8 protein-coding genes and 1 pseudogene are annotated in these 12,265 nt (G+C 73.3%); 5 read left to right on the top strand and 4 right to left on the bottom strand.

What is annotated here, in order from left to right:
• The first annotated feature begins 54 nt into the window (after positions 1 to 54).
• Positions 55 to 1,182, top strand: a complete 1,128-nt coding sequence (locus AAC944_RS09370) for a glycosyltransferase family 4 protein (RefSeq protein ID WP_030624472.1) — start codon at positions 55 to 57, stop codon at positions 1,180 to 1,182.
• Positions 1,183 to 1,219: 37 nt separating this feature from the next.
• On the opposite strand, the gene AAC944_RS09365 is transcribed toward AAC944_RS09370, so the two are convergent.
• Positions 1,220 to 1,672 carry a DUF6234 family protein gene (locus AAC944_RS09365; RefSeq protein WP_030624475.1) on the bottom strand — a complete coding sequence of 151 codons (453 nt, stop codon included), beginning with the start codon at positions 1,670 to 1,672 and terminating at the stop codon, positions 1,220 to 1,222.
• 98 nt (positions 1,673 to 1,770) lie between these two features.
• Positions 1,771 to 3,396 carry a PucR family transcriptional regulator gene (locus AAC944_RS09360; protein WP_030624477.1) on the bottom strand — a complete coding sequence of 542 codons (1,626 nt, stop codon included), beginning with the start codon at positions 3,394 to 3,396 and terminating at the stop codon, positions 1,771 to 1,773.
• A 238-nt stretch (positions 3,397 to 3,634) separates the two neighbouring features.
• On the opposite strand from AAC944_RS09360, the gene AAC944_RS09355 reads away from it, so the two are divergent.
• Both AAC944_RS09355 and AAC944_RS09350 read left to right on the top strand, forming a co-directional pair.
• Entirely contained in the window at positions 3,635 to 5,155 is a 1,521-nt protein-coding gene (locus tag AAC944_RS09355; RefSeq protein WP_030624480.1) for an APC family permease, read from the top strand.
• Positions 5,156 to 5,166: 11 nt separating this feature from the next.
• Positions 5,167 to 6,798 carry a flavin monoamine oxidase family protein gene (locus AAC944_RS09350; protein WP_030624483.1) on the top strand — a complete coding sequence of 544 codons (1,632 nt, stop codon included), beginning with the start codon at positions 5,167 to 5,169 and terminating at the stop codon, positions 6,796 to 6,798.
• Positions 6,799 to 6,805: 7 nt separating this feature from the next.
• Here the strand turns inward: AAC944_RS09350 and AAC944_RS09345 are convergent, their stop codons facing one another.
• Positions 6,806 to 7,849, bottom strand: coding sequence for a LacI family DNA-binding transcriptional regulator (locus tag AAC944_RS09345; protein WP_030624486.1), 1,044 nt, complete (start codon positions 7,847 to 7,849; stop codon positions 6,806 to 6,808).
• A 139-nt stretch (positions 7,850 to 7,988) separates the two neighbouring features.
• Here AAC944_RS09345 and AAC944_RS36585 point away from each other — a divergent pair.
• Positions 7,989 to 8,504: pseudogene (locus AAC944_RS36585) on the top strand (LamG domain-containing protein); the annotation flags it as partial.
• Between the two features lie 456 nt (positions 8,505 to 8,960).
• Complete coding sequence (locus AAC944_RS09335) at positions 8,961 to 10,130, top strand: beta-1,3-glucanase family protein (protein ID WP_030624492.1); 1,170 nt, start codon at positions 8,961 to 8,963, stop codon at positions 10,128 to 10,130.
• 38 nt (positions 10,131 to 10,168) lie between these two features.
• Here AAC944_RS09335 and AAC944_RS09330 read toward each other — a convergent pair whose 3' ends face one another.
• Positions 10,169 to 11,977, bottom strand: coding sequence for a glycoside hydrolase family 15 protein (locus AAC944_RS09330; RefSeq protein WP_030624495.1), 1,809 nt, complete (start codon positions 11,975 to 11,977; stop codon positions 10,169 to 10,171).
• Positions 11,978 to 12,265 lie beyond the last annotated feature (288 nt).

Genomic DNA, 12,265 nt, shown 5'->3' with positions numbered 1-12,265 from the left:
GCAGCGCTCCCGCCCGCCCCATCACCGCACGCCGACCCAGGAGCCTCCGCACTCGTGAGCAGCACACCCGCCCAGCCGCCCACGCCGTCGCCGCTGCGCACGGTCCAGGTGCTGGGCCGCGGCAGCGCCGGCAGCGCCGCCCACGTGCACGCGCTGTCGGCGGGACTCGTCGCGCGCGGACTCAGGGTGACGGTGTGCGCCGCGCCCGACGCCGAGGACACGTACGGCTTCACGGGAGTGGGCGCGCGGTTCGAACAGATCCCGCCACGCACGGATCCCGGGAGCATCGCCGCGCTCCGCGCCGCCTGCGCCGACGCCGACGTCGTCCACGCGCACGGTCTGCACGCCGGGCTGCGGGCCTCCCTCGCACTGCGCGGCCGGCGCGTCCCCCTCGTCGTCACCTGGCACACCAAGGTGCACAGCGAAGGCGCGCGGGCCCGGGTGACGCGCCTGCTGGAGCGGCGGGTGGCGCGGGCCTCGGCGGTGGTGCTGGGCTCCTGCGCCGAGCTGGTGAGCCGCGCCAGGGAACGGGGCGCCCGTGACGCGCGCCTGGCACCGCCGGCCGGGCCGCGCCCGCGCAGCGACGAGGAGTACGCGCGGGAGCTGGGACGGCGCGAGAAACGGCGCGCCGAACTGGGCGCGGTCGGGCGCCCGTTGCTGCTCACCGTCGGCCGGCTGGACGCGCACCAGGGGCACGAGGTGCTGCTGGACGCGGCGCACGGCTGGTGCGGCCTGGACCCGCAGCCGCTGGTCGCCGTCGCGGGCGAGGGACCGCTGCGGCCCGCGCTGCAGAGCCGGATCGACGCGGAGGGGCTGCCGGTGCGGCTGCTCGGGCGGCGCGAGGACGTGCCGGGCCTGCTGGCCGCGGCCGACCTGGTACTGGCCACGGCGCGCTGGGAGGCCCGCTCGGTGCTCGCCCAGGAAGCGCTGCGGGGCGGCGTCCCGCTGGTCGCGACGGACGGCGGGGGCACCCGCGAACTGGTCGGCCGGGCCGCCGAACTGGTCCCGTACGGCGACGCCCCGGCGCTCTCCCGCACGGTCGTCGAACTGCTCGACGACCCGGCCCGGCGGGCGGCGCTCGCCGACGCCGGCCGGGCACAGGCCGCCGGCTGGCCCACCGAGGACGACACGGTCGCGCAGGTGCTGAGCGTCTACGACGAACTGGCGCAGCTCCAGGGCTGAGCGGCGGCCCGCGGCGCCGGAAGCGCAGGACAGGCGCTCAGCCGCCGGTGTCGCGGCACTCCTCGCTGTCGCCGCCGCTGCGGCAGCCGACGGGGCCCTGGTGATCGGACGTGGGGACGGTTTCCGGGTACGTCTCGCGGTACTCCAGCGCGGCGCCGGCCAGCGCGCCGAGCGCCAGGCCGGCGGCCGCCAGGGCCTGGCCGGCCGCGGCGATCGGCGCCCGGGTGCGGAACAGCCCGTAGGAGGCCAGGCCGGCGAGGACCGCGAGGACACCGACGGCGATCAGCCCGCCCGTCGTCGCCTGCGCCGTGGCCCGCTCGGCGGCGGCGACGGCCTCCTCCGGGCCGCTCTGCCCCCACGCGTGCATCGCCACCACGAACCAGATGGCGATCACCAGCCCCGCGTCCACCGCGAGCAGGAGGAGGCCGAGGAAGAGGTCGGCGAACCAGTGGAGGCGCCGGGTGCGGGGCGCTGCGGGGGCGGAGGCCATGGCCGCAGTGTCGCGCGAGGAATCCGCACCCGCCTGAGTACGGATACTCAGCTCCGTCCTCGCGGGCCTCCTCAGCCCCGGCCGCCGCCCGCGTACCGCTAGCCGCGTTCCGTGTGCCGCCGCGCGTGCAGTGCCAGCCGCAGGCCCAGTACCGTCTGCGGGTCCTCCAGGTCGGTGCCGAGCAGCTGGGAGATGCGGGCCAGCCGGTCGTACAGGGTCTGGCGGTTGACGTTCAGGTCGCGGGAGGTCTCGGCCTTGCGGCCCGCGCTGGCGAGGTACGCCTCCAGCGTGGGCAGCAGCGGCTGGCGCGCGGTGCGGTCGTGGGCCAGCAGCGGGCCGATCGCGCGCTCGACGAAGTCGGCGAGCATGCCCGCCTCGCCGTGTTCGCGCATCCGCCACAGCAGCAGCTCGATGTCCAGGCGGCGGGCGTCGTACCAGAGCCGGGGCGGCAGGCCCTGGGCCGCCGCGGCCGCCTCGGCGGCGTGCCGCAGCCCCGGCCCGGTCGCGGCCCAGTCGCCGGGCGCGCCGACCACGACGACCGGGCGCTGCGCCGCGGGCCGGTCCAGGCCGGCCCGTACGACGCCGGCCCGCAGCGCCTCCGCGATCCGGTCGGCCACGCCGTCCCGGTCCTGCCCCTCGCGCACCACGGCCACCAGCGGTACCCGGCCCTCCACCGGCCGCACGCCGAGCAGGACGGGCGCGCCGAGCGCGGCCAGCTCCTCGCGCAGCGCCTGGGCGAGCAGCGCCCAGCCGGCCGCCGTGGGCAGCCCGGACGGCAGCCGCATGACCACCGGGAGGAGCGCCGCCGCACCGGGCCGGAAGCCCAGCAGCCGGGCCTGGCCCGGCGCTTCGGCGGCGGAGATGCGGCCCTCGGCGAGGTCGGCGAGGAAGTCGCCGCGGCCGCGCGCCGCCAGCCCCTCCTCCTGCCGGGACTGGAGCATGACGACGGCGAGCAGGTCGGCGGCGCGTTCGGCGGCGATGCGGTGGACGGGCGCGAGGGCCGCGTTGACGGGCAGCAGGACGAGCCGGGCCCGCACGGCGTCGGGGCCGTGGCCGCCGCCGGGCACGTCCACCCGCAGCCCCTTCTCGCGCAGCCCCTCCCACGCCTGGAGCGGATCGGCGTCGGCGGCGGCGCCGTCGTCGGGGCCCGCGGCGTACAGCGGGCTGCCGTCCGGGGCCTCCAGGCAGAGCGGGTTGCCGGTGAACGCGGCGAGGAGGCGCAGTACTTCGGGGGCGCCGCCGCCGCGCAGCAGGACGTCCGTACAGCGGCGCAGCACCTCGTCGGCGCGGCGCATCAGCGTGTAGTGGCTGTTGACGATCTCGGTGTGGATCTCCTCGGTGACCGAGACGTACGGCACCTCGCGGTGCAGCTGGATCAGCGGCAGTCCGGAGGCGCGGGCGCTCTCGACCAGCGCGGTGGGCAGCGTTTCGAAGCGGGCGCCCAGCTCCACGACGAGCGCCGCGATCCCGCGGTCGGCGAGCTTGCGGACGAAGGCGCGCTGCTCGGAAGGGCGGGCGCCGAGGCCGAGGCCGGTGGTCAGCAGCAGCTCGCCGCCCTTGAGCAGCGAGGCGATGTTCGGCACCTCTCCGGCATGCACCCAGCGGACCGCCCGGTCCAGCCCGTCCTCGCCGGTGATCACTTCCGGCAGCCCGCGCCGCAGCGCGGGCAGCTCCAGCGCCCTGCGTACCGTGATCTCGGCCTCGACCATCGCTTCCGACCCCATGGCGCCGAACGCTACCCGCAGGAACGGCGGTCCGCCGCCACGGGAGCCTGGTCAGCGGGCCGGCCGCGCCGCGTCCGCCGCCGGCCGCCACGGAATCCGTCGCAGCGCGCCCCGACACCCCGTCGATCATCCGCGGGAAAAACCGGCCCCGTTGTCAGTTGTGGTGCCGGTCACAGTCCGCCAGGCTGGCGCCTCCACTGACCGCGTGCACGGGGTACCGGCCGGAACAAGGGGTGTCATGTCCAGTACAGAAACATCGGTACCGGCGCAGGACGGCCGGGACCACGGCGTCGACCGGCTCAAGGCCGGCTCCGTCGGCCTGGTCGGCGTCGTCTTCATGGCGGTCGCGACCGCCGCGCCCATCACCGCGATGACCGGCAACCTCCCGATCGCGGTCGGCGCCGGCAACGGCATCGGCGCCCCGGCCGGCTATCTCTTCGCCACCGCCGTGCTGACCGTCTTCTCCGTCGGCTATGTCGCCATGGCCCGCCGCATCACCGCCGCCGGCGCCTTCTACGGCTTCATCTCGCACGGCCTGGGCCGGGTCGCCGGCATGGCCTCCGGGATGCTCGCCGTCCTCGCGTACATCGTCTTCGAGGCATCGATCGTCGGCGTCTTCGCGTACTTCGCCAAGACCACCGTCGCCGACCAGCTCGGCGCCGACCTGCCCTGGCCGCTGTACGCGGCCGCGATGCTCGCGGTCACCGCCGTCCTCGCGCACTTCGACATCCATCTCACGGCCAAGGCGCTGGGCATCATGCTCGTCGCCGAGATCGCCGTGCTCTTCGCCGTCTCGGTCGCCGTACTGCTCGCCGGCGGCGGCCCGGACGGCATCCCCGCGGCGCCCGTCGACCCCGCCAACGCCTTCACCGGCACCTCCGCCGGGCTCGGCCTCTTCTTCGCCTTCTGGTCCTGGGTCGGCTTCGAGTCCACCGCGATGTACGGCGAGGAGTCCCGCGACCCCAAGCGCGTCATCCCGCGCGCCACGCTCGTCTCCGTCATCGGCGTCGGCCTGTTCTACATCTTCGTGTCCTGGATGACGATCTCCGGGAACGGGCTGGCCGAGTCGGTGCGGATCGCGTCCTCCGGCACCCCGCTGGACCTCTTCTTCGCGCCCACCCGCACCTTCCTCGGCGGCTGGGCGGTGGACGCCTTCCAATGGCTGCTGCTCACCGGCTCGTTCGCCTGCGGTATGGCCTTCCACCAGTGCGCCGCGCGCTATCTGTACGCCATCGGGCGCGAGGGATTCCTCCACCGCGGCCTGGGCCGTACGCACCCCCGGCACGGCTCTCCGTACTTCGCCTCGTACGTGCAGACGGCCCTCGCCACCGCGCTCGTCGCCGCCTTCTGGCTGACCGGCCAGGACCCCTACATCCACCTCTACACGCTGCTCGCGATCCTCGGCACGATGGCGATCCTGATCGTCCAGACCCTCTGCTCCTTCGCCGTCATCGGCTACTTCCGGAAGAACCACCCCGAGGACCGGCACTGGTTCCGTACGTTCACGGCACCGCTGCTCGGCGGCGTCGGGATGACCGCCGTGGTCGTCCTGCTGCTGGTCAACATGCGGACCGCGGCCGGTGACGCGGCGGGCTCGCTCTTCTTCCGGCTCATCCCCTGGATCGTCGGCCTGGTCTTCTTCGGAGGGCTCGGCCTGGCGCTCCATCTCAAGGCACGCAAGCCCGCACGGTACGAGATCATCGGCCGGATCGTCCTGGAGGACGCGGCCGAGCGCGACGAGGAGAAACCCACACTCTGAGGAGGCCGGCCATGGCCCGTACGCACGCGATGCACGCCCTGCGCAGACTCGCCGCCGAGCACGCGGCGGCACGAAGACTCCGGATGCCCGCCGCCGACGTACGAGGGCTGGACCGGCGCGAACTCCTGGCGCGCGCGGGCGCGCTGGGACTCGGCGTCGCGCTCGCCACCCCGGCCACGACCGCGGCCGCGGCCGCCGGGCCTGTGCGCCCGCCGCGGTCCGCCGCCACGCCCCGGATCGCCGTCGTCGGCGCGGGCATCGCGGGACTGACCGCGGCGCTCACCCTCCAGGACGCCGGACTGCCCTGCACGCTGTACGAGGCCGACCCCGACCGGGTCGGCGGCCGGATGTTCACCCAGCGCGACCACTGGGCGTACGGCCAGAGCTCCGAGCTCGGCGGCGAGCTGATCGACACCGAGCACAAGAAGATGCAGGAACTCTGCCGCCGCTTCGGCCTCCCCCTGGAGGACTTCCTCGGCGCGGGCCCCAACGGCGCCGAGGAAGTCCTCTGGTTCGACGGCACGTACTACCCGCGCGCGCAGGCGGACGAGGACTTCAAGGGCGTCTACCAGGCGCTGCGTACCGACCTCCAGCAGGCAGGGGAGGTCATGTGGAACCGGACGACTCCCGAGGGCACGGCCCTGGACAACATGTCGATACGGGAATGGATCGACTCCCGGGTGCCCGGCGGCTACGCCTCGCGCCTCGGGCAGTTCATCGACGTGGCCTACAACGTCGAGTACGGCGCCGACACCACCGACCAGTCCGCGCTCGCCCTCGTGCTGCTCATGGGCTACCAGCCCAATCCCGGCCGCTTCAACGTCTGGGGGCTGTCCGACGAGCGGTACCACATCACCGGCGGCAACGATCAGCTCCCGAAGGCGATCGCGGCCGCGCTGCCCGCCGGGACGCTGCGGAGGGGCTGGTCGCTGACGGCCGTCGCGCGGAACTCCGACGGCACCCAGACCCTCACCTTCAGCGACCGCGGCACCACCCGCGCCGTCACCGCCGACCACACCGTCCTGACCGTCCCGCTGCCCGTACTGCAACGCCTGGACCTCAGCCGGGCCGGCTTCGACACCCGCATGACCAACCTGCTCCGCGACGCCCGCATGGGGTACTGCACCAAGCTCAACATGCAGTTCGGCGCCCGGCCCTGGCGCGGCACCGGGCCCTGGCCGGGCGTCAGTGCCGGTGACTGCTTCACCGACCTGGACGCGCAGCAGACCTGGGACACCACCAAGGCCCAGCCCGGCACCGGCGGCATCCTCATCCAGTACGGCGGCGGCAGCCTCGCCCGCGCGCTGACCCCGGCGGGGCCGTTCGCCACGGAGGCCGACCCGTACGTACGGGATCTCGCGCAGCGCCGGCTGACGGACATCGAGCGCTTCTTCCCCGGCACGAAGGCCGCCTGGACCGGCCGGGCACAGCTCTCCGCCTGGCACCGCAACCCGTACGCCCTGGGCGCGTACTCGTACTGGCCGGTGGGCTATCTGCACAGGTACGCGGGGTACGAGGGCGTGCGGCAGGGGAATGTGCACCTCGGCGGCGAGCACACCTCGTACGACTTCCAGGGGTTCATGAACGGCGGGGCCACGGAGGGCGAGCGGGCGGCCCGCGAGGTGATCGCCGACGTGACGTGACGTAGCGCTAGCCGGAGTCGCGGACGATGAGGGTGGCGGGGGTGACGACGGGGGAGAGGCCCTCGTCGCCGGAGGCCAGCCGGCGCAGCAGGAGGCGGGCCATCAGCCGGCCCATCTCCTGCACGTCCTGGCGGACGGTGGTCAGCGGCGGGTCGGCCCAGGCCGCCGGGGCGAGATCGTCGTAGCCGACCACCGCGACGTCCTCCGGGACCCGCCGGCCGCGGGCCCGCAGCGTCCGCAGGGCGCCCGTGGCCATCAGGTCCGAGCAGGCGAAGACGGCGTCGAGGTCCGGCACGGCGTCCAGCAGCGTGGCCATCGCCCGCTCGCCGCCCTCCGCGGTGAAGCCGCCGCCGGCGATCAGCCGTTCGTCGACGGGCGGCGCGTCCGGCCCGGTCAGCGCCTCGCGGTAGCCGTCCAGCCGGTCCTGGGCCGAGGTCTGGTCCAGCGGCCCTGTGATGACGGCGATGCGGCGGCGCCCGCGGGAGAGGAGATGGCGTACGGCCTGCCGGGCGCCGTCGCGGTTGTCGGTGTCGACGTACAGCGGCCGGGTGCCGGAGTGACTGTCGTCCGTCCAGTCGGGGCGGCCGCCGAAGACCGTGGGCAGCCCCGAGGCGGCGGCCATCGCGGGCAGCGGGTCGGCGCGGTGCAGCGAGAACATCAGCGCGCCGTCCACGTGCCCGCCGGAAAGGTAACGGCCGATGCGCTCGTGGTCCTGGCCGTCCTCCACCATCAGCAGCAGCAACTGGGTGTCGGCGGCGGCCAGTTCGCGGCCGATGCCGCGCAGCTGCTGGGCGAAGAACGGGTCCGAGAACACCCGGGTCTCCGGCTCGGCGATGACCACGGCGACGGCCCCGGTCCGCCGGGTGACGAGCGAGCGGGCCGCGCTGTTCGGTACGTACCCCAGCTCGGCGACGGCCTGCCGGACCCGCTCGCGGATCTCGGTGCGGACGCCGGGGCCGCCGTTGACGACGCGGGAGACGGTGGCGCGGGAGACGCCGGCCAGGGAGGCCACCGCCTCCAGGGTCGGCCGGGAGCCGCCGGGCACGGACATCTTCGAACTCCTCTTTTTCTGCGGAGGCTTGACGGTACCGCTCCGAGTCGGCATGGTTCCCTACACGTTATGAGAGCGCTCTCACAACGCATACCCCCCGCACTCCTCACCTCCCCCACCCTGTCTGAGGAGATATGTCATGAGCATGAGATGGCGTACGAGAGCGGTGCTCTGCGCCGCGGCCGCCGCTCTCGCCACGGCCACGGCGCTGACCGTCCCGGCCGTCGCCGACCGGCCCGAGGCCGCGTTCGAAACGGTCTGGAGCACCGAATTCGACGGCGCCGCGGGCTCCGCCCCGTCCGCCGACGACTGGATCACCGATACGGGCACCGGCTATCCCGGCGGCCCGCCCAACTGGGGCACCGGTGAGAAGCAGACCTACACCGACCGCCCCGAGAACCTCCAGCTCGACGGCGCCGGCCATCTGAAGATCACCGCGTTGAAGGACGGCAACGGCACCTGGACGTCCGGCCGGATCGAGACCCGCCGCACCGACTTCGCGGCCCCCGAGGGCGGCAAGCTGCGCATCGAGGCGAGCATCAAGGTGCCCGACGTCTCCGGTGACGCGGCCCTCGGCTACTGGCCCGCCTTCTGGACCCTGGGCGCCGACTTCCGCGGCAATTACCAGAACTGGCCGGGCATCGGCGAGTTCGACATCCTGGAGAACGTCAACGGCGCCAACAAGGTCTGGGCCACGCTGCACTGCGGGGTGAACCCCGGCGGCCCGTGCAACGAGACGCAGGGGCTCGGCAACTCCCGCGAGTGCCCCGGCAGCGCCTGTCAGGCCGGCTTCCACACCTACGCGCTGGAACTGGACCGCACCTCGGCCACCGAGTCGCTGAAGTGGTACGTCGACGGGCAGCAGTTCCACACCGTCTCCTCGTCCGACATGGACGCCACCACGTGGGCGAACGCCACCCACCACGGCCACTTCCTGCTGCTGAACCTCGCCATGGGCGGCGGCTTCCCCCGACGGCGTGGCCGGCCGGGCGACCCCCACCGACGCCACGCAGCCGGGCGGCTCGATGCTCGTCGACAACGTTGCCGTATCGGTCCAGCAGCCGTGACACACGGCCCGTACCACCCTCCCCCCACCCGCAAGGAGCCACGCATGATCACCCGTCGTACCCTGCTCGGCGGCCTCGCCGCGAGTGCCGCCGCCGGTGCCGGTCTCACCCTGGCGAGCCGGGCCGTCGGAGCACCCGCACCGGTCCGCGCCAAGGCCGCGGGCCTCCCCCTGGAGATCGTCAACAACTCCGGGGAATTCCAGAACTCCTCGGTGTACGTCTACATCGTCGGCAACGACGGCACCCAGCAGGTCCGCGTCACGCCCGAAGGCGAACTGAAGCCGGTCGCGGTCTCCGACAACGGCTCGGACGGATTCACCGACTACGCGATACCGCTCGCCGCGAGCGGCACCACCACCCTGACGCTGCCGAAGATGTCCGGGCGGATCTACACCGCGCTCGGCGGCAAGCTGAAGTTCAAGGCCGTCGAGGACGGCAACGGCAAGGCCGCGCTCGCCTACCCGGCCGGCTGGGTGGACTCCGACCCCAACTTCGGCGTGCTGCACGACTGCGCGGAGTTCACGTACAACGACGGCGGGATGTACTGCAACACCACGATGGTCGACATGTTCAGCGTGCCGCTGGCGATCAAGCTGACCGGCGCCAAGGACCAGACGGCGGGCCTGCTGAAGGACGGCGCCCGGGCGAAGATCTTCTCGGACCTCGCCGGCATCGAGGGCTTCGGCGACCTGGTCGTCGACGACAAGCGGGTCATCGCCCCGGGCCACGGCCTGGACAGCGGCCGGTTCGCCAAGGACTACTTCGCCCCGGCCATCGACGAGGCCTGGTCGGCGTACGCGGGCAAGGACCTGAAGGTCACCACCAACGCGGGCACCTTCACCGGCCGGGTCTCCGGGGACAAGCTCTCCTTCACCGGCCCGGCGAGCGTTTCCTTCAGCAAGCCCAGCACCCGTGACGTGCTCTTCTGCGACGGCACCCTGGCCGCGCCCAACGACGGGACGACGGGCCCGGTCGCCGCGATCCTCGGCGCCGCGCTCAACCGGGCCACCCTCACCTCGCACGCCGAGCAGCCCACCACCGACCCCGCCGCCTTCTACCAGCAGAAGCTCGCCAACCACTACGCCAAGGTGATGCACGACGCCGCCCAGGACGGCAAGGCGTACGGCTTCGCCTTCGACGACGTCGCCGGCTTCGCCTCGTACATCGAGGACGGCGCGCCCAGCCGCTTCACGCTGACGCTGACGCCGTTCTAGCCGCGGCGCCGGAGCCCGGCCGGGCGTACGGGGGCTGCTCAGCCCCCGTACGCCCCGCTGGCCGTCAGGCGGAGGGCCGTGTCGATCAGGGGGACGTGGCTGAACGCCTGCGGGAAGTTGCCCACCTGGCGGCCGGACTCGGAGTCCCACTCCTCGGCCAGCAGCCCCAGGTCGTTGCGGAGCGCCAGCAGCTTCTCGAAGAGCTTGCGGGCCTCCTCGACCCGGCCGATCATCGCCAGGTCGTCGGCGAGCCAGAACGAGCAGGCCAGGAACGCGCCCTCGTCGCCCTCCAGGCCGTCCACGTTCGCCTCCTCGGCGTCGGCGGAGGTGGGGTAGCGCATGATGAAGCCGTCCGGCGTGGCCAGCTCGCGCTGGATCGCCTCGATCGTGCCGATGACGCGCTTGTCGTCCGGCGGCAGGAACCCCATCTGCGGGATGAGCAGCAGCGAGGCGTCCAGCTCCTGGGAGCCGTAGGACTGGGTGAAGGTGTTGCGCTCCGGGTCGTAGCCCTTCTCGCACACGTCCCGGTGGATCGTGTCGCGCAGCTCCTTCCAGCGCTCCAGCGGGCCCTCGACGTCGCCGGACTCCATCAGCTTGATGGTGCGGTCCACCGCCACCCAGGTCATGACCTTGGAGTGGACGAAGTGCCGGCGCGGCCCGCGGACCTCCCAGATGCCCTCGTCCGGCTCGTTCCAGTGCTTCTCCACCCAGCCGATCAGCTTCAGCTGGAGCAGCGAGGCGTAGTCGTTACGGGCCAGGCCCGTCATGTGGGCGAGGTGCAGCGCCTCGATGACCTCGCCGTACACGTCCAGCTGGAGCTGGTCGGCGGCGCCGTTGCCGACCCGGACGGGCCGGGAGTTCTCGTACCCCGGCAGCCAGGTCAGCTCGTTCTCGCCCAGCTCCCGCTCGCCCGCGATGCCGTACATGATCTGGAGGTTCTCCGGGTCGCCGGCCACCGCGCGCAGCAGCCACTCGCGCCAGGCGCGGGCCTCGTCGCGGTAGCCGGTGCGCAGCAGAGAGGAGAGCGTGATCGCCGCGTCCCGGAGCCAGGTGAAGCGGTAGTCCCAGTTGCGGGAGCCGCCGATGTCCTCGGGCAGGGAGGTGGTGGGGGCCGCGACGATGCCGCCGGTGGGCGCGTACGTCAGCGCCTTCAGCGTGATCAGCGAGCGGATCACCGCGTCCCGGTACGGGCCGTGGTACGTGCACTGCGCGACCCACTCGCCCCAGAAGTCCTCGGTGGCGGTGAGCGCGTTCTCCGGCTCGGGCAGCGGCGGCTGCTCGTGGTGCGAGGGCTGCCAGCTCATCGTGAACGTGATCCGCTGCCCCGCCGCGACGGTGAAGTCGGAGTACGTCGTCAGGTCCTCGCCGTGGGTCTCGGCCGTGGTGTCGAACCACACGGAGTCAGGGCCCGCGACCGCCGCCGTCCGGCCGTCGACCTGGTGCACCCAGGGCACCACCCAGCCGTAGGAGAACCGCATCCGCAGCGAGGAGCGCATCGACACCTGTCCGCTGACGCCTTCCACGATGCGGATCAGCTGCGGCGCGCCGTCGCGCGGCGGCATGAAGTCGATCACCCGGACGGTGCCGTCGGGGGTGTCCCACTCCGACTCCAGGATCAGCGAGTCACCGCGGTAACGACGGCGGTCGGAGGCGGGGGATTCGCCTTCCGCTTCGCCGGCCGGACCCAGGCGCCAGAAGCCGTGCTCCTCGGTGCCGAGGAGGCCCGCGAAGACCGCGGGCGAGTCGAACCGGGGGAGGCACAGCCAGTCGACCGTGCCGTCCCGGCAGACGAGTGCGGCGGTCTGCATGTCGCCGATGAGTGCGTAGTCCTCGATGCGCCCGGCCACGTACAACTCCCGTTCGAACTGGGGTGACGCCCCCCGTGGGACGTGTCGGTCTTCCGTCCTGCCCATTGAAAACCCCGCCGAGCTGCTGGTCCGGTATCCGGGCGGGGGTGATGCCGTTCCGGACGGCTCGATGCGAGTGTCCGAGCAGGATACGACGCGCGCGGAAGATCCGCGCGACCCTCCGCTTACCGGAACTGGGCCGAACGGGTGGCCTCCGTCACGTCGGGGCCCGGATACGGGGAGCGATCCATTCCGCCCCGCGCGGGCGGGAGCGACCACGCTCCGTCG

The organism is Streptomyces sclerotialus (assembly GCF_040907265.1).
GTDB classification, from domain to species: domain Bacteria; phylum Actinomycetota; class Actinomycetes; order Streptomycetales; family Streptomycetaceae; genus Streptomyces; species Streptomyces sclerotialus.
The sequence above is the reverse complement of the archived record's forward strand: the minus strand, read 5'-3'. Positions and strand labels throughout refer to the sequence as shown.

Bases quoted from the DNA above. Each gene is read 5' to 3' on its own strand.
- AAC944_RS09365 (WP_030624475.1), bottom strand. From the start codon at position 1,672: ATGGCCTCCGCCCCCGCAGCGCCCCGCACCCGGCGCCTCCACTGGTTC.
- AAC944_RS09360 (WP_030624477.1), bottom strand. From the start codon at position 3,396: ATGGGGTCGGAAGCGATGGTCGAGGCCGAGATCACGGTACGCAGGGCG.
- AAC944_RS09355 (WP_030624480.1), top strand. From the start codon at position 3,635: ATGTCCAGTACAGAAACATCGGTACCGGCGCAGGACGGCCGGGACCAC.
- AAC944_RS09350 (WP_030624483.1), top strand. From the start codon at position 5,167: ATGGCCCGTACGCACGCGATGCACGCCCTGCGCAGACTCGCCGCCGAG.
- AAC944_RS09345 (WP_030624486.1), bottom strand. From the start codon at position 7,849: ATGTCCGTGCCCGGCGGCTCCCGGCCGACCCTGGAGGCGGTGGCCTCC.
- AAC944_RS09335 (WP_030624492.1), top strand. From the start codon at position 8,961: ATGATCACCCGTCGTACCCTGCTCGGCGGCCTCGCCGCGAGTGCCGCC.